This is a genomic window from Streptomyces sp. NBC_01446 (assembly GCF_026340095.1).
GTDB lineage: Bacteria > Actinomycetota > Actinomycetes > Streptomycetales > Streptomycetaceae > Streptomyces > Streptomyces aureus.
Genome location: NZ_JAPEPO010000002.1, coordinates 1,261,660 through 1,283,490 on the forward strand (window position 1 = coordinate 1,261,660; position 21,831 = coordinate 1,283,490).

Sequence of the window (21,831 nt, forward strand, 5' to 3'; positions counted from 1 at the left end):
CGTACGCTGCCGCCGGGGTGCGGCGCCCTGTGCGTGGAGTCCTCAGCCCGCGTAGACGTCCTCCACGTACAGACCGTCCGCGATCAGACCGGCCAGCCAGCGCTCGGCTTCGGCGTCGTCGGCTCCCGGTGTGCGGTCGCGGAACAGGGTGCGGAACGCGTCACGGACGCCGGGCGCCATCCGGGCCCCGTCACCGCAGACGTAGACGCGCGCCCCGGACCCGAGCAGCGCCCACAGTTCGTCGGCCTCGGCGGCCACCCGGTGCTGGACGAAGGCGTGGCCCGCCTCGGGTGCCTCGCTGAAGACGGGGCGCAGGGAGACGGCGCCCGCGGCCTCGGCGGCGCGCAGTTCGTCGGCGTGCAGGAAGTCACCGCGGGGGTGGTCGCAGCCGAAGTAGCACAGGGCGGGCGCGAGCGGGGTGCCGGCGGCGAGCAGGGCGCCGCGGTCGGCGATGGCGCCGCGGAACGGCGCGAGGCCCGTCCCCGCGGCGATCATGACGACCGGGGTCTCCGAGTCGTTCGGGACGCGGAAGACCTCGCGGCACGGCTGAACGCGGGCGAGCACCGTGTCGCCGGGCCGGAGCCCGGCCAGGTGCGTCGATCCGGTGCCGCGGAACCGGCCGCGGCCCGAGCGGGCCGGGGCGTCGAGGACGGACACCATGAGGTCGGCGTGTGCGGGGCTCCGCTCGGCGCTCGACGAGATCGAGTAGTGCCGGGGCTTCAGCGGCGGCAGCAGGTCGAGAAGGTGCGGCCACGTGAGCGCGCCGCGCAGCGCGGGGTGGTCCTCCACGAGTTCGACGAGCGTGCGCGGGTCGTCGGCGAGGGCCCCCAGTGCTGCCTTCTCGGGAGGACAGGGGTTGGCCTCGGCGAGCAGCGCCACCTGGTCCGGAGTGGGGACCTGCCCCAACTCGACGTGGGATGTGAGGAGTTCACGGACCGTCAGCAGTCGGTCGAGCGCGAGGCCGTCGCGGCGCGGGCGGCGGGCCCTGATGTCGAGGACCGTGTCCAGGCCGACTCCGAAAGCGGCGGCCGCCCGTTCCACGAGCGCGGGATCCTGCGCGGGCAGCACGGTGAGATGGTCCCCCGTGCGGTACGTGACGCCCTCGGGCAGCGCGAGACGCACGAAGCGCTTGCTGCGCGGGTGGTCGGGCGCGGTGAGGGAGCTTGCCTCGGTGACGGTGAACGGGACCAGCCCGTGCCGGGCGGCCGCGGCGTCGAGCGGCCCGCCGCCGATCTCCCGGATCTCGTACGCGTCCTCGGGCTCCGCGGTGTCGGCCGGGGCGGCGTCGGGGTCCCCGTACTGCGTGAGGAGCGCGGCGCGCAGTCCCGTCGTGAAGGTGCGGACGGTCGCGTTGAGGTCGCCGGAGGCGTCGGCCGCGGCGCGCTCGCACAGGCGGGTGCCGCCGAGCGCGTCGAGCCGTTCGTCGATGCGGGTCGGGACGTGCTGGTAGGTGGCGGCCCAGTTGCGGTCACCCACGCCGAGGACCGCGTAGGTGACGTCGTTCGCGGCGCCGTCCGGCGCACCGTCGAGCCACGTGGCGAACTCGGCCGCGTCGTCGGTGGGCTGGCCGTTGTAGGAGGCCGCGACCACGACGACGGGACGGTCGGTGGGCAGCGCTCCCGCATGGGTGTCGAGGGGCGCGACGGCCGTGTCGCAGCCCAGCGCGGCGACGTCGTCGGCGAGCTGCTCGGCGAGGCCGCGGCAGGTCCCGTAGTTGCTGCCGTGCAGGAACAGGACCCCGGTGCCGGGCCGCACCCGTGCGGGCAGCGTGTCCGGTGCGGCCGTCCGCTCCTCGACGGGCGCGTGGCCGGGCAGGGCCGGGTGCTTGCGGTCGGCGGAGGTGCGCGGCACGAGCGCGAGGGTGAAGCCCTCGGGCTTGAGCGTCAGCGTCTCCTTGACCGTGAGGTCGTAGTCGGCGTGGTCGACGAGCCGGTAGCGGTGCACCAGGAGGGCGAGCAGCATCGTCGCCTCGTGGAGCGCGAACTGCCGCCCGATGCAGGCGCGTTCACCGGTGCCGAACGGCTTGAAGGCGTGCGGTGAGCGTGCGGCCTCGGCCTCGGGCGTGAACCGGGAGGGGTCGAAGAGCTCCGGGTTGTCGCCCCACACCGGCTGCCGGTGCAGCATCGGCGCGAGGACGGTGACCGGCTGCCCGGCGCGCAGCGGGATGCGTCCGCCGAGGAGGGTGTCCTCGCGCGCGTGGCGGCTGAACGCGGCCGCCGTCGGCCACAGGCGGAGCGCCTCGTTCAGTACCTGCCGTGTGTACGTGAGCCGGCCGACCTCGTCGAAGGTGGGCTCGGGGTCTGCCGCGTCCCCGAACAGGGCGTCGGCCTCACGGCGTACGAGATCGAGCACGGCCGGGTGCTTGGCAAGGTAGTACAGGGCGAAGGACATCGCGCCCGAGGTGGTCTCGTGGCCCGCGATGAGGAAGGTGATGACCTGGTTGCGGATGTTCGCCGTGTCCAGCGCGGAGCCGTCGGGGTGGCGGGCGGTGAGCATCAGGCCGAGCAGGTCGTCGCCTTCGGGGGCGTCGGCGCGCGCCGCGATGACGTCGTCGACCACCTGCGCCAGATAGTCCGCGTCCGCCTTGAACGCCGCGTCGGCGGCCGAGTGGTCGGAGCTGGGCGTGCGGGCGAGACGCTTCATCGACCATTCGAGGCAGCGGACCATGGCCTCCACGAAGGGGTGCGGCTCCGAGCCCTCGAAGGACCCGAAGTCGTAACCGAAGCCCGCGAGTCCGATGGTGTCGAGGGTCATGCGCGTCATGTCGCCCGGCACGTCCACGGGGCTGCCCGAATGCGCGGCGCGGTCCCAGGACTCGATGAGGCGGCGGGACACCTGGTACATGACGGGGTGGTAGATCCGCATGGAGCCCAGCGCGAAGGCAGGCATGAGGATGTCGTGGGCGCGGGCCCAGTTCGGTTCGTCGTTGTAGGCGGTGAAGAGGCCGTCGGCGGTGAAGGCGCGGACGTTCTCCAGGGCGGGGCCCACGTGCTTGGCGAAGCGGGTCTCGTCGGCCAGTTCGGTGACGAGGTCGAGGTCGCTGACGAAGAGGGCGTCGCGGCCGTGCAGCCTGCGCACGAGCGCGGGGCCGTGGCGGCGGGACAGCTCCATGGCCTGCTGGAGGGGCGCGGGTCCGGGACCCGTGGCGGAGATGTCGATGAGCGGAAGGCCGTCGGTGGGGGCCGGCGGGAGCAGCGCGGAGTCGGGCATGGGGGCGGCAACTGCCTTTCGCGGTACGGAGTTCGGTGCGTGTCCAGCTTGATCCCGTGGCCCCGCCGAGCCGGGCCGCCGCACTACATGATTGTGTAGTGGCCTGCGGCCCGCCGCGCTTGCGCTCACCGGCCGCACATGACATGGGCCCGGCCGTGATGCAGGTCCGGCCGCGGCAGGGGACCGGACGTGACATACGAAAGGGGTACGCGATGGACGGGGTGCTGTGGCGCAATCGCGCGATGCTGCTCTTCGACCGGATCCCGATGCCCGTCGCGGTGTGCGGACCACGCGGGACGATCATGCTGGCGAACGCGGCGATGGCCGCCGAGTGCGACACCACCCCCGGCCGTCTGAAGGGCCGGGACATCCTGCATCTGTTCCGCCCGGGGGACGAGTCACAGCTCCACCGGATCGCCGAGGCACTGCGTCTGCGGCGGCGCTCCCGCTATCGGGTCTCGGTCACCTGGGAGACGCCCGACGGGGCACTCCGGGAGGGCCAACTGACGGTGGATCCGGTCAGCGACACCGTCGACCGGACGCCGGATCTGCTCGTCATGCTGCGGGTCGTCGGCGAGCGCCCGCCCGCGCCCACCCGGCCGCGGGCGACGGCAGGGGCGGCCGAGTCACGGATCCTTGAGCTGCTCGCCTCCGGTGCCACCACGGCTCAGGCAGCCCGCGACACGGGCCTGACCACGGACGGCGTCAACTACCACCTGCGGCGCCTGTCCCGGCGGTGGGGTGCGACGAACCGTACGGAACTGGTCGCGCGCGCCTACGCGTCGGGCGTGCTGGCGCCCGGAGTGTGGCCGCCGCGCGCCACGGCACCGGGCGGCTGACGGCTGACGGCTGACGGCTGACGGCTCTCCGTAAGGGGCGCGGTTACGCCTCGTCCATGCCCGGGACCGGTGCGCCCGAAGGCAATCCGGCCTCGACGTAGGCGTCGTAGCGGACCTTCCACGGGGCGCGCGGCCCCGCGTGCGGGCCGTCGAAGCTCTCGCCGCGGTCGGCCGCGTCCAGGGCGTCGAGACAGACCTCCCACCCCGCGGCGTTGCGGGCCGCGGTGTCTGCCGCCTCCAGGACATTGGTCAGGGTGAAGCGGGTGTGGCCCTCGTCGAGCGCCTCCAGGTCGAAGCGGAGTTCGTCGCCGCCCCAGCTGAAGGAGAGGTGGCGCGGCGCGTCCACGGCGAGGACGCGGCCGGTCGACTCCGGCATGTTCGGGTCGCCGTGGAAACGGATCACGCCGCCGGCGCGCAACTCGATCTCGACCTGGGAGGGGAACCAGTGCGCGAGTTCGGCGGGGTCGGTGACGTACCGCCAGACCCGCTCGATCGCGTGGTGGTACGTGCGGGTGAAGCGGACTGCGGGGCGGCCGTCGTCGAGCGGGGCGTAGCTGCCGGCGGGGTCGGGGTGTGGAGTGGTCATGGCCTTCAGTCCTTCGCTGGTTCGTCGTCCTCGGGGGCATGGGCGTCGAGACGGCGCCCGAGTGCGTCGAGGCGGTCGTTCCACAGGCGCCGGTAGGGCTCGAGCCAGGCGTCGAGCTCGGCGACCGGTCCGGGTTCGAGCCGGTAGACGCGGCGCTGGGCCTCCTGTTCGACATCGACCAGGCCCGCCTCGCGCAGTACCCGCAGGTGCTTCGAGGTGCTGGGCTGGCTCAGGCCGCACGCCTCGACGATCTCACCGACCGGCCGCGGACGCTCGAGCAGCAGCGCGACGATGGCGCGGCGGTGCGGGTCGGCGAGTGCGGTCCAGACGGCGGGTGCGGGCATGACCTCAATATGCCCCACTGGTTATATTCCGGTCAAGGCATGTAAGTGTCAGGCACCCACTACACCTGCGGCGACGGCCCCCTCGACTGCGGCAGCTCCCGGATAGTGTTCGAAGGTTGAAGCAGCACAGCTCTCGCCACCCGGACCCGGAGCCGCCATGTCCCAGCCGTCCCGCCCGTACGTCCTGTTGTCCGCCGCCGTCTCCCTCGACGGCTGTCTGGACGACGCGGGGCCCGAGCGCCTGCTCCTGTCCAACGCCGAGGACTTCGACCGGGTCGACGCGATGCGTGCGTCGTGCGACGCGATCCTCGTGGGGGCGGGCACTCTGCGGGCCGACCGGCCGCGGCTCCTGGTCAAGTCGGCGCGGCGGCGCGCCGACCGGGTGGCCGCCGGGGTGCCCGCGTATCCCATGAAGGTGGCGGTGACTGCTTCGGGCGACCTGGACGCGGGGGACCCGTTCTGGACGACGGGCGGCGACAAGGTCGTGTACACCACCGACGCCGGGGCGGCCCTAGCGCGGGAGCGGCTCGGCGGGCTCGCCGAGGTGGTCGCCCTCGGGGACACCGTCGACTGGGAGAGGGTGCTCGACGACCTGGCCTCGGCGCACGGTGTGCGGCGCCTGATGGTGGAGGGAGGCGCCCGCGTCCACACCCAACTGCTCCAGCGCGGCCTGGCCGACGAGGTGCAGCTCGCACTGGCGCCGCTCGTCGTGGGCGAACCGGACGCGCCCCGGCTCTTCGGCCCCGGCCCGTACCCCGGCGGCAGCCGGCACCGGATGCGGCTCCTGGAGACCCGCCCGGTCGGCGACGTGGTGCTGATGCGGTACGCGCCCTGCGCGCCCGGCACCGACGACTCCCCCACCGCGGCCGACCGGCACTGGCTCGCCCTCGCCTGCGCCCTCGCCGCGGACTGCCCGCCCTCCGAAACGGCGTTCAGCGTCGGTGCGGTGATCGTCGCGAGTGACGGCACGGAGCTGGCACGGGGCCACTCTCGGGAGGGCGGCGATCCGGTCGTGCACGCCGAGGAGGCGGCACTCGCCAAGATCGATCCGGCGGACCCCCGGCTGCGTACCGCCACCGTCTACAGCAGCCTCGAACCGTGCGCCCGCCGCGCGTCACGCCCCAACCCCTGCGCCCGGCTCATCCTCGACGCGGGGGTGCGGCGCGTGGTGACGGCCTGGCGGGAGCCCGACACCTTCGTGGCGGGCGCCGACGGCATCGGAATCCTGGAGGGCGCGGGCGTGACCGTCGCGGAGATTCCAGACCTTGCCGAAGCGGCGATTCGTCCCAATCGGCACCTCATTCTCACCACAGGTACACATAAGGATTAAATAAGCGCAGAATGAGAAGTGTGCGGCAGCCCGCCGCGCTACGCGGTCAGACTTCGAAACCTAAGGAGTCGATTCTCATGGCCGACCTTCACCACAGGCCTGACCTCTCCAGTCACCCTGATGTCTCGGAAATGCGGGACCGGTACGCGCGCGTACTCGGTGGCCGCGATGTGGCGCTCATGGACGCACCGGTCTTCCTGATCGGTCTCTACTGCGCCATCTCCCCCTTGGTGCTCCACTACAGCGCCAACCAGCCCCAGCTCGCGACCCATAACCTGATCATGGGTATCGCGATCGGAGTCCTGGCCGTCGGGTTCGCCGTCACCCCGACCCGTATGTACGGCCTCAGCTGGGCCATGTGCGCCATGGGCGCCTGGATGATCATCGCGCCGTGGGTCGTGGGCTCCAGCCCCGATCTGGGAGTCATCCTCAACAACGTGATCATCGGTGGTCTCATCGTCCTGCTCGGGATCCTGTGCGCGAGCCTGTCGATGAAGGCCAACCGGGCGACGTAGCCGGCAACGCCGCCCCAGAAGAGTCGGCAGATCCAACGGAATCGGGAGTCACCGACAGCCCGGGAGCGCTCGCACCGCTCCCGGGCCGTCGCCGTTCCAGCGTGACAAGGGCGATGCCCCCGCACGCGGCGACGAGGAGCGCGGCCTCGGCGGCTCCCGGAGCACCCGCCGTGCCCAGGGCCCAGTCGCCGATCCGCACCGCGAACGGCACGGCGAGCTGGACGGCGGCGGTGAACACGGGCCCCTTGAGCAGGATCAGCCGGTGCTGCACCAGATAGGCGGGGGCGTACACGGCGCCCCCGAGGAGCGCGATCCCCGCCCACTGCGCCGGCGACGGGGGATGCGTGAGGAGCCCCGGCAGGGCGAGGGGCAGCAGCATCACGGTGGCGGCGGCGAGCAGCACCGGCAGTACGGCCAGTGGTGGCAGTGCGGCGAGGGTGCGCCGGTAGAGGAACCCGTACACCGCGAACCCGAGCATCCCGGCGAGCGCGAGGAGCAGGCCCGGGGCGTCGAGGGTGCCCTGGCCGCCGAGTGCCGCGTAGGCGCCGGTCGCCGCCGTGGCGAGGAGGGCGCCGACCACGGAGCGTGCGCTCGCGCGCTCGCCGAACCAGAGCGCGCCGATCGCCACGCCCGCGCACGGCATGAGGGCCACGACGAGGTTCGTGAGCGAGGTGCCGACGCGCCCGATGGCGAGGAGGGTGCCCGCCGCGTATCCGGCGAAGCCCAGCAGGGCCAACAGGCAGACCAGCCAGGGGCGTTGGGTCACTTGACGCAGTTGCGCGCGCCCCGAGGAGCGGGCGGCCGCGAAGGCGGTGAGGACGACGCAGCACACTGCGGTGCGTCCCGTGGCGACCGTCAGCGGCCCGGCGGCCTCGACGAGTGCGCCGGACATGAGCCAGGTCCCGGCGAGCAGTGCGACGAGCACCGTCGCGAGCAGCGGCACGAGCGCGCGCCCGGCCATCGGGAACGGCCTCTTCTCGGTCAGGCCCTCGCGCATGCTCTCGCTTCCCCTGAGTCGTGGTCACACGTCCGTCGAGTCTGTCACTGCCGGCAGCCAAGTCACGGAAAGGTCAATGGATTTCGGGAGACGATGGCCCGTCCTGGGCATGGCGGAGGCCGAGCGGTCGCGGATGGGGTGGAGTGCGCATGAACGAGTTCGATTCCGGATCGGCGTCCGGGACCGGCGCCGGGGGTCCGCGGGAACCGGGCGCCGGGGGTCGCTGGGAGGCGGGCACCACCGGCGTGCTGCTTCTGCCCTCCGGCCGGACGGTTCGCGGGCGCGGCCTGCGCCGCCCGCTCCCGCCGGGCCCCTCACCCTCGTACGCGGTCCATCTCCTCGGCCAGCGGCCGCCCGGAGTCCCGTGGGAGTCGCGCTGGCTGCGGTGGCCCGACTTCTGGCTGCCGAGCAACCGTGCGGAGGCCCGGGAGGTGTTCACGGACGCGTGGGAGCGGGCCGCCGGGGAGCGGGTCGAGTTCGCGTGCGGCGGTGGCCGCGGGCGGACCGGGACGGCGCTGGCCTGCCTGGCCGTCCTGGACGGCGTACCGGCCGACCGCGCCGTGGAGTTCGTGCGCCGGAACTACGACGCGCACGCGGTGGAGACGCCCTGGCAGAAGCGGTACGTGCGGCAGTTCTCGGGCTGACGCCACTTGCCGTAGCCCGACAGAGCCGGGCGACGGGCGACGGACGGCGGGCAGCGGGCAGCGGACGACGGACTCTGGCGACGGAAAATGAGTTGCGCCGGCCCGGCCGTCGCCCCGCATCATGGTCGGGCCACGCCCCCGACAGCCCTGGAGCACGGAATGCGTCATTCCTTCGAAGCAGTTCAGCGCCCTGACCGGACGAACTCTTTCGAGGACTCGACCTTCCATGCCTTCCCAGCCCCCGCGCCACACCCTGAACATCGGCATTCTCGCCCACGTCGACGCCGGTAAGACCAGCCTCACCGAGCGCCTCCTCTTCGACACCGGCGCGATCACCCGCCTCGGCAGCGTCGACGCGGGCGACACCCGTACCGACACGGGCGAGATCGAGCGGCAGCGCGGCATCACGATCCGCTCGGCCGTCGCCGCGTTCACCGTCGGCGACGTCCAGATCAACCTGATCGACACCCCTGGGCACTCCGACTTCATCGCCGAGGTCGAGCGCGCCCTCGAAGTCCTCGACGGCGCCGTGCTCCTGCTGTCCGCCGTGGAGGGCGTCCAGGCCCAGACGCGTGTCCTCCTGAAGACGCTGCGCCGGTTGCGGCTGCCCACGCTCGTCTTCGTCAACAAGATCGACCGGGCGGGCGCGCGGGACGAGACGCTGCTCGACGAGGTCCGCCGCCGCCTGACCCCGCACGTCGTGCCGCTCACGGAGGTCCACGACGCGGGCACCCCGCACGCCCGGACGGAACCGCGACGCCTCACCGACCCGGCCGTACGGACCGCTGTCGCGGAAGCGCTCGCCGAAGTCGACGACTCGGTGCTCGCAGGGCTCGTCGACGGCCCCGAACCGACCACCGCCGATCTGCGCCACGCCCTGGCGGCCCGCACCGCGGACGGCTCCGTTCACCCCGTCCTGTTCGGCTCGGCCCTCGGCGGTCAGGGAGTAGCCCAACTCGTCCGGGAAATCCCCCGGTTGATCCCGCTCCCGCCGGTCGAACCAAGCCCCGAAGCCGCACCGCGCGGCACCGTCTTCGCGGTACGACGCGGCCCGGCGGGCGAGCGAGTGGCCTATCTCCGCCTGTACGAAGGAGAGGTGACAGAACGTCAGCGAGTGACATTCCTGCGGGACGCGTCCGACGGTTCTGTCACCCGGATCCCCGGGCGGGCCACCGGACTGGACGTGGTGGGGCCAACGACCCACACCCTCACGGCCGGGAACATCGGTGAGCTGCGGGGCGTGCCGGACGTCCGGGTCGGCGACCGGCTCGGCCCGCGCGACGGCCCCGGCCGGGCGCCGGGTTTCGCACCGCCCACGCTGGAGACCCTGGTACGCGCCGTGCGCCCAGGCCGCTCGGCCGCTCTGCGGAGCGCGCTCCTCGACATCGCGGGGCAGGATCCGCTCATCCACGCGGAGGCCGCGCCCGACGGAAGCACGACCTTGCTGCTCTACGGCGAGGTGCAGAAGGAGGTCCTGGCCGCGACCCTCGTCCAGGACTACGGCATCGAGGCCGTCTTCGAGCCGAGCCGCATCCGCTGCGTAGAGCGGCCCACGGGCACCGTCGAGGTGTACGAGGACATCACGAACAGCCGCGAGACGGGGTTCTGCGCGACGGTCGGGCTGCGCGTGGAGCCGGGGCCACGTGGATCCGGGCGGGTCTTCGCGTACGAGACGGAGTTGGGCGCGCTGCCCCGCGCGTTCCACCAGGCCGTCGCGGACACGGTGCAGGCGACGCTCGGCGAGGGGCCGCGCGGGTGGCCCGTGACGGACTGCCGGGTCACGCTCGTCCGCTCCGGGTTCTGTTCGCCGATCAGTGTCGCCGGGGACTTCCGGGGGCTGACGCGGCTCGTCCTGCGGCGCGCTCTGGAGCGGGCGGGGACGACGGTGCACGAGCCGGTGCACGCGTTCGAGGCGGAGATCCCGCTGGACGCGCTCGCCGCTGTGACCGCCCGGCTCTCCGCCGCGGAGGCCGAGTTCGGTGACACGACGGGCGGCACCACGTCCTGGGTGGTCACGGGCACGCTTCCGGCCCGCAAGGTCCGGGAGGCCGAGCTCGCTCTGCCGGGGCTGACGCGCGGGGAGGGCGTGTGGTGGTCCCGGGTGTCGGGCGACCGACTCGTCCGGGCGCCGGAGCATGCGGCGTAGGCGACGGTTCTGCCCGCGCCGCGTCCCCGCACCCCGGGACTCCCGCGTGTCGCGGCGCACGCGGGGGTGAGCCACCCTGGAGGGAAGCGGTACGCGAAGCGGGAGGTGGCGAAGGCCATGGCGATGGGACCCGTCGAGGCGCTGGAGCGGGTCGCCTTCCTCCTGGAGCGCACGCTCGCGCCCCCGTATCGGGCCGGAGCCTTCCGTACCGCCGCCCAGGTGCTCGGCGCGCTGCCGGACGGGGAGGTGGCCGAGCGCGCCGCGGCCGGGACGCTCGAATCGCTCAAGGGGGTCGGGCCCAAGACGGCGCAGGTGGTGCGGGAGGCGCTGGCGGGCGAAGTGCCGGACTATCTGGGGCGCCTGGAGAGCGAGGGCGCGGCGGCGCCGCTCGCGGAGGGCGGTGAGCGGCTGCGCGCGCTGCTGCGCGGCGACTGCCATCTGCACTCCGACTGGTCGGACGGCGGCAGCACCGTCGAGGAGATGGGCCGCGCGGCGATCGCCCTCGGGCACGAGTGGGCGGTGCTGACCGACCACTCTCCGCGCCTGACGGTGGCGCGCGGCCTGTCGCCGGAGCGGTTACGTGAACAGCTGGCCGTAGTGGCGGAGTTGAACGAGCGCTGGGCGCCCTTCCGGCTGCTCACCGGCATCGAGTGCGACATCCTCGCCGACGGTTCCCTCGACCAGGAACCCGAACTCCTCGACCAGCTCGACGTGGTCGTCGTGTCGGTCCACTCCAAACTGCGCATGGACGCTCCGGCGATGACGCGCCGGATGGTCGCCGCGGTGACGAACCCGCTCGCCGACGTGCTCGGACACTGCACGGGGCGGCTCGTGACGGGAAGGAACAGGGTGGGGCGAGGCCGCCCCGAGTCGCAGTTCGACGCGGAGGCCGTGTTCGCGGCGTGCGCGGAGTCGGGCACCGCGGTCGAGATCAACAGCCGCCCCGAACGCCTCGACCCGCCCCGCCGGCTGCTGCGCGAGGCCGTGGCGGCGGGCACGCTGTTCTCCGTCGACACGGACGCGCACGCACCGGGCCAGCTCGACTGGCAGCCCCTCGGCTGCGCCCGCGCCGAGGAGTGCGAGGTACCGGCCGACCGCGTGGTGAACACGTGGCCGGCCGACGAACTCCTCGAATGGACACGAACGCGCCGGGTACCGAGCCGGGCGGGGTAGATGCGGGGGCGCGGGGTACGACGTCCCCCGCACAGGCTCGCTACGCCTCCCCCGCCGCACCCCGCTTCGTGCCGATGACCACGGTGGCGTACAGGTCTTCGTCCGTCACCACCCGGGCCGACAGACCGCTGCGGGTGACCGCCGCGACGGCCTCGGCGGTCTGCTGTTCGCTGGTCTCCACGAAGAGAAGTCCGCCCGGGGCCAGCCACTGAGGGGCCCCGGCCGCGACGCGGCGCATGATGTCGAGCCCGTCGGCGCCTCCGTCGAGCGCCATGCGCCGCTCGTGGTCGCGGGCCTCTGGCGGGAGCAGGGCGACGTCGCCGGTGGGGACGTACGGGCCGTTGGCGGCCAGGATGTCGACGCGGCCCCTGAGTGCCGCGGGCAGAGGCCCGTACAGGTCGCCCTCGTGGACCTCGCCGCCGAACCGCGACACGTTCCGGCGGGCGCAGCGCACGGCTGCCGGGTCCAGATCGGCCGCGTGAAGTTCGGCGAAATCGGCGTGGGTGGCGAGCGCGGCGGCCACGGCCCCGCTGCCGCAGCACAGATCGAGCACGACGGCCCCGGCGGGTGCGAGGGCGGCGGCCTGGCGGGCGAGGAACTCGGTGCGGCGCCGCGGTACGAAGACACCGGGTTCGAGCGTGATGCGCAGACCGCAGAACTCCGCCCAGCCGACGACGTGTTCGAGGGGCAGGCCCTCCACGCGGCGCTCGACCATCGCGGCGAGTTCGTCCGGCGCACGGGCCGTCGACAGGAGGATGTCCGCCTCTTCCTCGGCGAAGACGCAGCCCGCTGCTCGCAGTCTGGCGACGACGGCGAGGTGGTGTGACGGGGGTGACGGGTGAACCGACATGTGTGAAGCATGACCTTTCGGGATGCCGATGGGGCTCCCGACGACCTGCGGCCACCTACGTCCGGTGGACCGCGGGGGTCTGCGAAGGGAGCACCCGACCTGACACAGCGGTAATGGGGCTCACCTCCTCGGCCGAAGCGCTGCTGGGCGCGGTAACACTACCTCAGCCGTCGCCGTGGCCCGGCCGGGAGTTGGGACCGCCGGCGGGTTGCCGACGGGCCGCCGAAGTGCCCGTTCCTTGTACGCCGCGCGGCGGGACGCGGTCACGCCGCGTGACCGTCCACCACTCCTCGCCTTTCCGAACATTTCGGGCATATCGTGGAATGGGCACACCAGCCCGCCTCCGCACACCGCGCCGGCTCACCTACCCCGAGCCGGCCCCCGCACATCGAGCCGGACGACTCAAAAGACAGGGGGTCGCCATGCTGGCGGAATTGTTCACCGCCGCCGCCGTGACCGCTTCGGCCTGCGCTGTCTACGCCGCCGCGGCGGCCCGTGTCGTCAAGCAGTACGAGCGGGGCGTGGTCTTCCGCCTGGGCCGGCTCCACGGCAACGTCCGTGGCCCGGGGTTCACCACCGTCATCCCCGCCATCGACCGGCTGCACAAAGTCAACATGCAGATAGTGACCATGCCGGTGCCCGCGCAGGACGGCATCACCCGCGACAACGTCACGGTGCGGGTCGACGCCGTCATCTATTTCAAGGTCGTGGACGCCGCCAGCGCGATCGTGCAGGTCGAGGACTACCGGTTCGCCGTCTCCCAGATGGCTCAGACCTCGCTGCGGTCCATCATCGGCAAGAGCGACCTCGACGATCTGCTCTCCAACCGCGAAAAGCTCAACCAGGGCCTGGAGCTGATGATCGACAGCCCGGCCATCGGCTGGGGCGTGCAGATCGACCGCGTCGAGATCAAGGACGTGTCGCTGCCCGAAACGATGAAGCGGTCCATGGCCCGGCAGGCCGAGGCCGACCGTGAGCGGCGCGCCCGCGTCATCAACGCCGACGCCGAACTCCAGGCCTCGAAGAAACTGGCCGAGGCGGCGGCCCAGATGTCCGAACAGCCCGCGGCGCTCCAACTCAGGCTCCTGCAGACCGTGGTGGCCGTCGCCGCCGAGAAGAACTCGACCCTCGTACTGCCCTTCCCGGTGGAGCTCCTGCGCTTCCTCGAACGGGCCCAGCAGGCCACTCCCCCACCGCCCGCCGTCGAGGAGGGCAAGCACGAGAAGCCGCCGAGCCCCGAGGAATGACGGCGCCACACAAGCGCGTTCGCACCGGCATGGACACAGCTGACGCGGCACGGCGGTTCGTCGAGACCTGGGAGCGGGGATGGGCGCGGCACGACGTCCCTGCGCTCCTCACCCTCTACGCGGAGGATTGCGTGCACCGCTCGATGCCGTTCCGCGAGCCGCACCGCGGGCGGGCGGCGCTCGCCGGCTATCTGCGCTGGTCGTTCGAGGACGAGCGCCCGCTCGACGTGCGGTTCGGACCGCCGGTGGTCGGCCCGGACGGACTGGCCGTCGCCGAGTTCCGGGTGGTGGCCGAGGTGGGCGGCGAGGTCTCGACGCTGGCGGGATGCGTGTTCGTACGGTTCCGTGGCGACGGACTCGCCGTCGAGACGCGGGACTACTGGCACCAGAGCGGCGGCCGACAGGAACCCGAGGGCGGACTGTTACTCGGGGAAGAGGGCGGCCTGACACCTTGAGGGGCGCGTTCCTCGTCCGTCCGACCCGGGACATCTGATGTCCGATGCCTTGGTAGCGTAGAAACGGCCCGGGCGGCGGGTCCAGGTGCGTCCAGAGGTGGGGAGAGTGCTCATGCCCGGTACCAGGCCGGTCCGGCCACTGCTCCGGCAGGAAGTCGCCGACGGCATCAAGCGGTACATCCTCGAGAACCGGCTGCACCCCGGCGATCCGCTGCCCACGGAGACGGAGTTGTGCGAGGCGCTCGGTGCGAGCCGGTCCAGTGTCCGCGAGGCGGTCAAGATCCTGCACGCGCTCGACATCGTCGAGGTCAGGCACGGCCACGGCACATACGTGGGACGTCTGAGCCTGTCCGCCCTTGTCGAGAGCCTGACGTTCCGCGGGCTGCTGAGCCCTGACGACGACGTGCAGGTGCTCGCCGACCTCGTCGACGTGCGTGAGCTGTTCGAGCGCGGCATGGCCGAGCGGATCGTCGCGTCACTCAGTGGTGAGCAACTCGACGCGCTGGAACGCCTGGTGACCAGGATGAGCGACGCCGGCGTCGGCGGTGACGGGCAGGGGCTCATCGAGGCCGACCGCGCGTTCCACGCCCTGCTCGTAGCGCCGCTCGGCAATGACCTGATGGGCCAGCTGTCGATGGCGTTCTGGGATGTGTACGCCATCGTCGCCCCGCAGATCGACGGCTTCACGCACACCGAGCAGGCGGAGACCGTCGCCGCGCACCACAGCATCGTGACGGCGGCCCGCGCGGGCGACGCGGCGGCGTTCGTCCAGGCCATCGGTGAGCACTACGCGCCGGTCCGGCGGCGCATCTCCGAGGCCCGCACGCGCTCTTGACGGCCCTCTGCGGCGCCCCTAGGGTCCCTCAACGAAACAGGACATCTGACGTCTGCTGTTTTCTCTTTTGCACGGACATCTGACGTCGGATGTACCCGCAGGAACCTCCACAGAGATGAGAGCCGTCCATGCATCGAAGAGTGCTCGTCGCGCTGGTGTCCGCCGGACTTCTCGCCCTGGGATCGGGGACGCCCGCCCTCGCCCACGGCGACCGACACCCGGACGACCGGGGCGAGTTGACCTCCCAGGACCTCGCCACCCGGGGAGACGGATTCCCGCAGTACCGGATACCGGCCCTGACCACGTCGACAAACGGCACACTCATAGCGGCCTACGACGGCCGGCCCACCATGGCCGATCTGCCCAGCCATATCGCCCTCGTGGTGCGCCGCAGCACGGACGGCGGCGCCACCTGGCAGGCGCAGCGCGTCGTGCGGATCGAGGCAGCCCCGAAGGGGTTCGGCGACCCGAGCCTGCTCACCGACCGCACCACGGGCCGGATCTTCCTTTTCCACGCTGCCTCGGTGAACCAGGGCTTCGCCGGTTCGCACACCGGCAGCCGCGACGACGATCCCGACGTCCTCCACGCCGACTACAGCTACTCGGACGACGACGGAGTGACCTGGCGCCACCGCCGCATCACGTCGATGGTCAAGAACCCCGCGTGGGGCGGCCTGTTCGCCGCGTCCGGTGAGGGCATCCAGCTGCGGCACGGCCCGCACAAGGGGCGCCTCCTCCAGCAGTACGCGATCCGGATCAACGGCGCGAACTACGCAGCGAGCGCGTTCAGCGACGACCACGGCGCTACCTGGAAGATGGGCGAGCCGGTCGGGCCGGGCGGCGACGAGAACAAGACGGTGGAGCTGTCCGACGGGACGGTCATGCTCAACAACCGTTCGGCGCCGTACCGGACCGTCGCGTACTCCACCGACGGCGGCGCCACGTACACACCGTTCACGCCCGACCCGCAGCTGCCCGACCCGGCGAACAACGCGTCGATCATCCGGTACGCCCCCGACGCACCGCCGAGCAGCCCCTCCTCGAAATGGCTCCTGTTCAGCAACACCGAGGACACCGGGGCCCGCCGCAACCTCACCGTCAAGATGTCCTGCGACAACGGCAGGACGTGGCCAGTGAAGAAGGTCGTCGACCCGGGGTCGGCCGCCTACTCCACCCTGACCCGGCTGCCGGACGGACGTGTGGGCCTGCTGTACGAACGCGGCGGTTACCAGTACATGACGTACGCCTCGTTCGACCTGAAGTGGCTGGGCGGCGGGTGCGGGCGCCAACGGTGACCGTCGCGGGAATGTGACCTCCACCCCTTGACCGCCCCCGCAGGGTGCGACTTAAGGTGACGCAGGACGTAGGACGTCTTATGTCTGACACCCTACCCCCTCTGAACCGAAGAGAACCCGGAGCGCCGCCATGCCCCTGCCCGCACCCCTGCGCGGGGTCGTCCCGCCCGTCTGCACCCCCCTCGACGAGACGGGCGAGGTGGACACCGCCTCCCTGGCCCGTCTCGTCGACCACCTCGTCGCGGGCGGAGTGCACGGACTGTTCACCCTCGGCTCGACCAGCGAGGTCGCCTATCTGACCGACGAGCAGCGTGCCGTCACCCTGCGGACCGTCGTGGAGGCGGCGGCGGGCCGGGTCCCCGTGCTCGCCGGTGTCATCGACACGACGACCGCGCGCGTCATCGCCCACGCGCGCGTGGCCGCCGAGCTCGGCGCCGACGCCCTGGTCGCCACCGCGCCCTTCTACACACGCACCCACCCCAAGGAGATCGCGGGCCACTTCCGTACCCTGCACGCGAGCGTGGACCTGCCGCTGTTCGCGTACGACATCCCGGTCGCCGTCCACAGCAAGCTCCCCGCGTCGCTGGTGCGGGAGCTCGCCGAGGACGGCACGCTCGCCGGCGTCAAGGACAGCAGCGGCGACGAGGGCGGGCTGCGCCGGCTGATCGTCGAGCTCGGCGGCCGCGACGGCCGCACGGACGGGCCCGCCCCGCGCTTCTCCGTCCTGACCGGATCCGAACTCACCGTGGACTGCGCCCTGTTGGCGGGCGCGGACGGCGTCGTACCCGGCATCGGCAACGTCGACCCCGCCGGATACGTGCGCCTCTACGACGCCGCGCTGGCCGGTGACTGGGCACTCGCCGCCAAGGAGCAGAAGCGTCTCATCGCGCTGTTCGGCATGGTCGACGTGGGCCCCGAGGCCGACATGGGGCGCAGCTCGTCCGCGCTCGGCTCGTTCAAGGCGGCGCTGCGGCTCCTCGGGGTCATCGAGTGCGGCGACACGGCGTTCCCGCAGATCCAGCTCGGTGAGGAGTCCGTCGCCGAGGTCGCACGGCACCTGCGGGCCGCCGGGCTCGCGCCGGTCCGATGACGGTCACGGGTGCGGCGATCGGCCTCGACCTCGGAGGTACGAAGATCGCCGCCGCGCTCGTCGCCCCGGACGGCACGGTCCTCGCCCGGCACACGCGGGCCACGCCGGCCGCCGACGGGCCCGACGCCGTGCTCGACGCGCTCGCCGCCGCGGCCCGTTCGGTCGACGGTGACACCGGCCCCGGCGTCGGCGTCCTCGGGGTCGCCGCGGCCGGGGTGATCGACCCGGTGACGGGCACCGTCACCAGCGCCACTGACTCGATCCGCGGCTGGGCGGGCACGGCACTCGCCGCCGGTCTCGCGGCCCGTACGGGTCTCCCGGTCGCGTGCGACAACGACGTACGCGCGACGGCGGCCCCCGAACTGGCCGCCGCCGGCGCGGGCGCGTCCCTCGTCTATGCGGCGATCGGCACGGGTGTCGGCGGCGCAGTGGCCGTGGGCGGGCGCATGGTGCACGGAACCGCGGGCATCGCCGGTCATCTCGGCCATGTGCCGAGCCCCGAAGCGGCGGGGCTGCCCTGCACCTGTGGCGGCACGGGGCATCTGGAGGCCGTCGCCTCGGGGCCGGGGATCGCCGCACTGTACGGCCGGCTCACCGGCCTGCCCGTGGACCGCCTGGAGACCGTGGCCGAGCGGGCAGCGTCGGGTGAGGAGCCGGCCGTGCGCGCCATCGTGACCGGCGCGGTCGCCGCGGGCCGAATCCTGGGCGGGCTCGCCAACACACTCGGGCCCGACCGCGTCGTCGTCGGCGGCGGAGTGCCGCACATCGGGCCGCTCTACTGGGACGCGCTGACCGAGGCGTTCGCCGCCGAACTCATGCCGCCACTGGCCCGGCTACGTCCCTCAAGGCCCCTCTTCGGGGCGGACGCCGCCGTCATCGGCGCCGCGCGCCTGCCCACGCACGTCCCGCTGCACGCCCCGCCCCCGTCCTGAACGTCCCCTCCCTGGAGCCCTCGATGAACGCCCCCGCGCCCTCGTCCCCCGTCGCCGATCTGCTCAACGGCAGGCTGATCGTGTCCTGTCAGGCACCGCCCGGAGATCCCCTGCGCGACACCGGCACCCTCGTACGGCTGGCCCGGGCCGCCGCGGCCGGCGGGGCGGCCGGGATCCGGGCCAACGAACCCGAGGTGATCGCCGCGATCTCCGCCGCCGTCGACCTGCCGCTCATCGGGCTGTGGAAGGACGGGGACACCGGCGTCTACATCACGCCGACCGTCCGGCACGCGCTGGCCGTCGCCGAGGCGGGCGCCCACGTCGTCGCCGCCGACGCGACCGCGCGCCCCCGGCCCGACGGCGGCACGTTCGCCGACATCGTGGCGGCGGTGCACACCGCCGGGGCCCTGGTGATGGCCGATGTGGCGACCTTCGACGAGGGCGTCGCCGCGGCGGCCGCCGGCGCGGACTTCGTGTCGACGACGCTGTCCGGCTACGTGCCCGGCTCCCCCCGTCAGGACGGTCCCGACCTGGATCTGGTGGCCGCGCTCTTCGCCGCGCTGGCCGTACCGGTCGTCGCCGAAGGCCGTATCAGCACCCCCGAGGAGGCCGCGCTGGCGCTCGCGCGGGGTGCGCACAGCGTCGTCGTCGGCACCGCGATCACCGCACCCACCGCGCTGACCTCGCGTTTCGTGAAGGCACTCCCCCGTACGTAGTTCCCGCTCCATCCCCACTCAGGCCGTACCGCACCCCACACCGCAGACGGGACTCGACGGCGAGTCCTTCCGGCATCCTGGAGTAATCGTGCACACCACAGCCAAGCCACCGCTCCCCTGGTACCGCGAGGTGAGCCGCACCCAGTGGAAGGCGTTCTTCGCCGCCTGGATCGGCTACGTCCTCGACGGGTTCGACTTCGTCCTGATCACCCTCGTGCTGACCGAGATCAGCTCGGACTTCGGCCTGAGCACCGTGCAGGCCGCGAGCCTGATCTCCGGCGCGTTCATCACGCGCTGGCTCGGCGGAGCGGTCCTGGGCGCGCTCGGCGACCGGTACGGCCGCAAGCTCTCGATGGTCCTCAGCATCCTGCTGTACTCCCTGGGCACGTTCGCGTGCGGCTTCGCATGGGACTACACGAGCCTGTTCGTGGCGCGCCTCGCGATCGGGATGGGCATGGCCGGCGAGTACAGCGCCAGCGCCACGTACGTCATGGAGAGCTGGCCCACACGCGTACGCAACCGGGCCAGCGGCTTCCTGATCTCAGGCTTCTCGATGGGCTCGGTGCTCGCCGCGCAGGTCTACAACTGGGTCGTGCCCACGCTGGGCTGGCGCTGGATGTTCTACGTGGGCCTCCTCCCGATCGCCGTCGCCCTGTGGATGCGGCGGGCGCTGCCGGAGGCGGCGGACTGGAACGAGTCGGTCGGCAAGCAGACGGAGAAGAAGCGGCCGAACCCGTTCCGGCCCCTGTTCGCGACCCCCGCCAGGGCGACGGTGAACATCGTCCTCGCCGTGGCCGCCACCGTGTCGCTGTTCGCCGTCTTCACGCCCGCCGGCGACGGACTCGTGCCCGTGCTGTCCGTCGTGGCCGCCGGCGCGCTCATCGCGTTCGCCGTGCAGCTGGGCGGGCGCAGGAGCTGGCTGCTCTACGTGTCGATGATCGTGACGATCTTCTTCGCGTTCCTGTACTCGTGGCCGATCCAGGCGCTGCTGCCGACATACCTCAAGACCGAGCTGGGCTACTCGCCGGAACAGGTCACCGACGCGCTGTACTTCGCGGGCTTCGGCACGATGGCGGGCTGCTGGCTCGCGGGCTTCGCCGGAGACTGGATGGGCACGAAGAAGGCGTACGCGCTGACGCTGCTCGCCTCGCTCGTCTTCGTCTTCCCGGTGTTCGCGGTGCGCGACAACCTTCTCCTGCTCGGCGCCCTGCTCTTCGTGCTCCAGGCGACCAGCTTCGGCATCTCGGGGCTGCTGCCCCGGTACATCGGCGGCCACTTCCCCACCGAGAACCGCGCCGCCGCGCTGGGCTTCACCTACAACGTGGGTGCGCTCGGCGGGGCCGTCGCGCCGGTGCTCGGCGCGCATCTCGCCGCGGGCATGGACCTGGGGCGCGCCCTGGCCGTGCTGACCTTCGCGGGGACGGTGATCGTGGTCCTGCTGGTCGGCTTCGACGTACCGGGACGCCTGAACCGCCTCACCGACCCGGACGGCACCGTCGACCACCTCGCCGATGCGGCGCCGGAGACGGCGACGTCACCGTCCAACGGGCAAGTCCCCGCGGCGTCCCGCTGACATACGGGCCCCGCCACGGTCACCCTCTGTCCAGGGGCGGAGTTTCTCCGGGTTGCGTACGGCCCAGATGTGGGTGATCCGGTCGCCGGAGACGCGGAACGCGAACACGGTGACGGTGACGCCGTCCTGCTGGGCGACCAGGCCGGGCCGGCCATTGACCGTACGCTCCAGGAGCGTCTGGTCGGGTGCGAGGCGGGCGACGTTGAGATAGGCGTGGGCGACCCGTTCGCGACCCGTGATCGGCCGCCGCAGGGCGCCGACCAGGCCCCCGCCGTCGGCGATCACGGTGGCGTCAGGGTCGAGGAGGTCCACGAGGGCGCTCACGTCCTTCGCCGCCCAGGCCTGTTTGAACTTCCGGACGATGCCGGCCTGCGCGGTCGTCGGCCCCGCGGGGGCCTGTGCGTCGCGGATGCGGCGGCGGGCCGAGGAGGCCAGTTGGCGGCAGGCCGCCGGTGTGCGGCCGACGATCTCGGCCACCTCGGCGAACGCGTAACGGAAGACGTCGTGAAGGATGAAGGCGACGCGTTCGGCCGGCGTCATGGATTCCAGTACGACGAGGAAGGCCATGTCGACCGACTCGTCGAGGGTGATCCGGTCCGCCGGGTCCGCCGCGACGCCGTCGGTCCACTCACGGCGCTCGGGAAGCGGCTCGGGGATCCACTCGCCCACGTACCGCTCCCTGCGCGCACGGGCGGAGCCGAGCAGATTGAGGCAGATACGGCTCGCGACCGTCGTCAGCCAGGCGCCAGGGGATTCGATGGCATCCCGTTGCGGTCGGTCCATGCCGTACCAGCGGACGTACGTCTCCTGCACGACGTCCTCGGCATCGGCCAGCGAGCCGAGGAGCCGGTACGCCAGATTGATCAGCTGGCGCCGCTCGCTCATGATCGCGTCCAGGCCCGGATCGGGCCGATGACCGTGGGCCGTCTCGGATCGGTTGGCCATGGTGTCGCGCACTCCCTTGCCTCGGCCTCGTACATGCCTCCATCTCTTTGACGGGACAGCCCTTCGGAATGTGACGTCGCTCCCGGCGCCTCACATTCCGGAGGGCTGC

General features: G+C 72.5%; 19 protein-coding genes and 1 pseudogene. 14 read left to right on the plus strand and 6 right to left on the minus strand.

Going from position 1 to position 21,831, the window contains the following annotated elements:
• Window positions 1–42: 42 nt before the first annotated feature.
• Window positions 43–3,210 carry a bifunctional cytochrome P450/NADPH--P450 reductase gene (locus tag OG456_RS43525; protein ID WP_266570620.1) on the minus strand — a complete coding sequence of 1,056 codons (3,168 nt, stop codon included), beginning with the start codon at window positions 3,208–3,210 and terminating at the stop codon, window positions 43–45.
• Between the two features lie 212 nt (window positions 3,211–3,422).
• Between OG456_RS43525 and OG456_RS43530 the strand changes: the two genes are divergently transcribed.
• Window positions 3,423–4,049: a helix-turn-helix transcriptional regulator gene (locus OG456_RS43530; protein WP_266570621.1), complete on the plus strand. Its 627-nt coding sequence runs from the start codon at window positions 3,423–3,425 to the stop codon at window positions 4,047–4,049.
• Window positions 4,050–4,092: 43 nt separating this feature from the next.
• Here the strand turns inward: OG456_RS43530 and OG456_RS43535 are convergent, their stop codons facing one another.
• Both OG456_RS43535 and OG456_RS43540 read right to left on the minus strand, forming a co-directional pair.
• Window positions 4,093–4,635: an SRPBCC family protein gene (locus tag OG456_RS43535; RefSeq protein ID WP_266570622.1), complete on the minus strand. Its 543-nt coding sequence runs from the start codon at window positions 4,633–4,635 to the stop codon at window positions 4,093–4,095.
• 5 nt (window positions 4,636–4,640) lie between these two features.
• Complete coding sequence (locus tag OG456_RS43540) at window positions 4,641–4,979, minus strand: helix-turn-helix transcriptional regulator (protein WP_266570623.1); 339 nt, start codon at window positions 4,977–4,979, stop codon at window positions 4,641–4,643.
• A gap of 157 nt (window positions 4,980–5,136) precedes the next feature.
• Here OG456_RS43540 and OG456_RS43545 point away from each other — a divergent pair, with 157 nt between their 5' ends.
• Window positions 5,137–6,309 carry a dihydrofolate reductase family protein gene (locus OG456_RS43545; protein WP_266570624.1) on the plus strand — a complete coding sequence of 391 codons (1,173 nt, stop codon included), beginning with the start codon at window positions 5,137–5,139 and terminating at the stop codon, window positions 6,307–6,309.
• Window positions 6,310–6,386: 77 nt separating this feature from the next.
• Window positions 6,387–6,824 carry an SPW repeat protein gene (locus OG456_RS43550; RefSeq protein WP_266570625.1) on the plus strand — a complete coding sequence of 146 codons (438 nt, stop codon included), beginning with the start codon at window positions 6,387–6,389 and terminating at the stop codon, window positions 6,822–6,824.
• On the opposite strand, the gene OG456_RS43555 is transcribed toward OG456_RS43550, so the two are convergent.
• A complete protein-coding gene (locus OG456_RS43555) occupies window positions 6,763–7,821 on the minus strand; it encodes a DMT family transporter (protein ID WP_266570626.1) in 1,059 nt (352 codons plus the stop codon). The genes OG456_RS43550 and OG456_RS43555 overlap by 62 nt on opposite strands.
• Before the next feature lie 149 nt (window positions 7,822–7,970).
• Here OG456_RS43555 and OG456_RS43560 point away from each other — a divergent pair, with 149 nt between their 5' ends.
• The 3 genes from OG456_RS43560 to OG456_RS43570 all read left to right on the plus strand — a co-directional run bounded on the left by OG456_RS43560 (window position 7,971) and on the right by OG456_RS43570 (window position 11,784).
• Window positions 7,971–8,465 (plus strand): protein phosphatase, encoded by a 495-nt coding sequence (locus tag OG456_RS43560; RefSeq protein WP_266570627.1) that lies wholly within the window; start codon window positions 7,971–7,973, stop codon window positions 8,463–8,465.
• A 226-nt stretch (window positions 8,466–8,691) separates the two neighbouring features.
• Window positions 8,692–10,611: a tetracycline resistance ribosomal protection protein Otr(A) gene (gene otr(A), locus OG456_RS43565; RefSeq protein WP_266570628.1), complete on the plus strand. Its 1,920-nt coding sequence runs from the start codon at window positions 8,692–8,694 to the stop codon at window positions 10,609–10,611.
• 123 nt (window positions 10,612–10,734) lie between these two features.
• Entirely contained in the window at window positions 10,735–11,784 is a 1,050-nt protein-coding gene (locus tag OG456_RS43570) for a PHP domain-containing protein (RefSeq protein WP_266570794.1), read from the plus strand.
• A 40-nt stretch (window positions 11,785–11,824) separates the two neighbouring features.
• Here the strand turns inward: OG456_RS43570 and OG456_RS43575 are convergent, their stop codons facing one another.
• Window positions 11,825–12,634, minus strand: a complete 810-nt coding sequence (locus tag OG456_RS43575) for a putative protein N(5)-glutamine methyltransferase (protein WP_266570629.1) — start codon at window positions 12,632–12,634, stop codon at window positions 11,825–11,827.
• Between the two features lie 422 nt (window positions 12,635–13,056).
• Between OG456_RS43575 and OG456_RS43580 the strand changes: the two genes are divergently transcribed.
• From OG456_RS43580 to OG456_RS43615, 8 genes and pseudogenes are all read left to right on the plus strand, one after another.
• Entirely contained in the window at window positions 13,057–13,881 is an 825-nt protein-coding gene (locus OG456_RS43580) for a slipin family protein (RefSeq protein WP_266570630.1), read from the plus strand.
• Between the two features lie 29 nt (window positions 13,882–13,910).
• Window positions 13,911–14,336: a nuclear transport factor 2 family protein gene (locus tag OG456_RS43585; RefSeq protein ID WP_266570631.1), complete on the plus strand. Its 426-nt coding sequence runs from the start codon at window positions 13,911–13,913 to the stop codon at window positions 14,334–14,336.
• A gap of 112 nt (window positions 14,337–14,448) precedes the next feature.
• A complete protein-coding gene (locus OG456_RS43590; RefSeq protein ID WP_266570632.1) occupies window positions 14,449–15,171 on the plus strand; it encodes a FadR/GntR family transcriptional regulator in 723 nt (240 codons plus the stop codon).
• 128 nt (window positions 15,172–15,299) lie between these two features.
• A pseudogene (locus OG456_RS43595) lies at window positions 15,300–16,445 on the plus strand (exo-alpha-sialidase); the annotation flags it as partial.
• A gap of 151 nt (window positions 16,446–16,596) precedes the next feature.
• Window positions 16,597–17,556, plus strand: a complete 960-nt coding sequence (locus tag OG456_RS43600) for a dihydrodipicolinate synthase family protein (RefSeq protein WP_266570633.1) — start codon at window positions 16,597–16,599, stop codon at window positions 17,554–17,556.
• Window positions 17,553–18,488, plus strand: a complete 936-nt coding sequence (locus tag OG456_RS43605; RefSeq protein WP_266570634.1) for an ROK family protein — start codon at window positions 17,553–17,555, stop codon at window positions 18,486–18,488. The genes OG456_RS43600 and OG456_RS43605 overlap by 4 nt, the downstream gene beginning before the upstream one ends.
• A gap of 23 nt (window positions 18,489–18,511) precedes the next feature.
• Complete coding sequence (locus OG456_RS43610) at window positions 18,512–19,204, plus strand: N-acetylmannosamine-6-phosphate 2-epimerase (RefSeq protein WP_266570635.1); 693 nt, start codon at window positions 18,512–18,514, stop codon at window positions 19,202–19,204.
• Window positions 19,205–19,292: 88 nt separating this feature from the next.
• A complete protein-coding gene (locus tag OG456_RS43615; RefSeq protein ID WP_266570636.1) occupies window positions 19,293–20,777 on the plus strand; it encodes a sialate:H+ symport family MFS transporter in 1,485 nt (494 codons plus the stop codon).
• Here OG456_RS43615 and sigJ read toward each other — a convergent pair.
• The gene (gene sigJ / locus OG456_RS43620; RefSeq protein ID WP_266570637.1) at window positions 20,739–21,722 is read right to left on the minus strand and encodes an RNA polymerase sigma factor SigJ; all 984 of its coding nucleotides are present in this window, start codon (window positions 21,720–21,722) and stop codon (window positions 20,739–20,741) included. The two genes, OG456_RS43615 and sigJ, sit on opposite strands and share 39 nt — an antisense overlap.
• Between the last annotated feature and the right edge of the window lie 109 nt (window positions 21,723–21,831).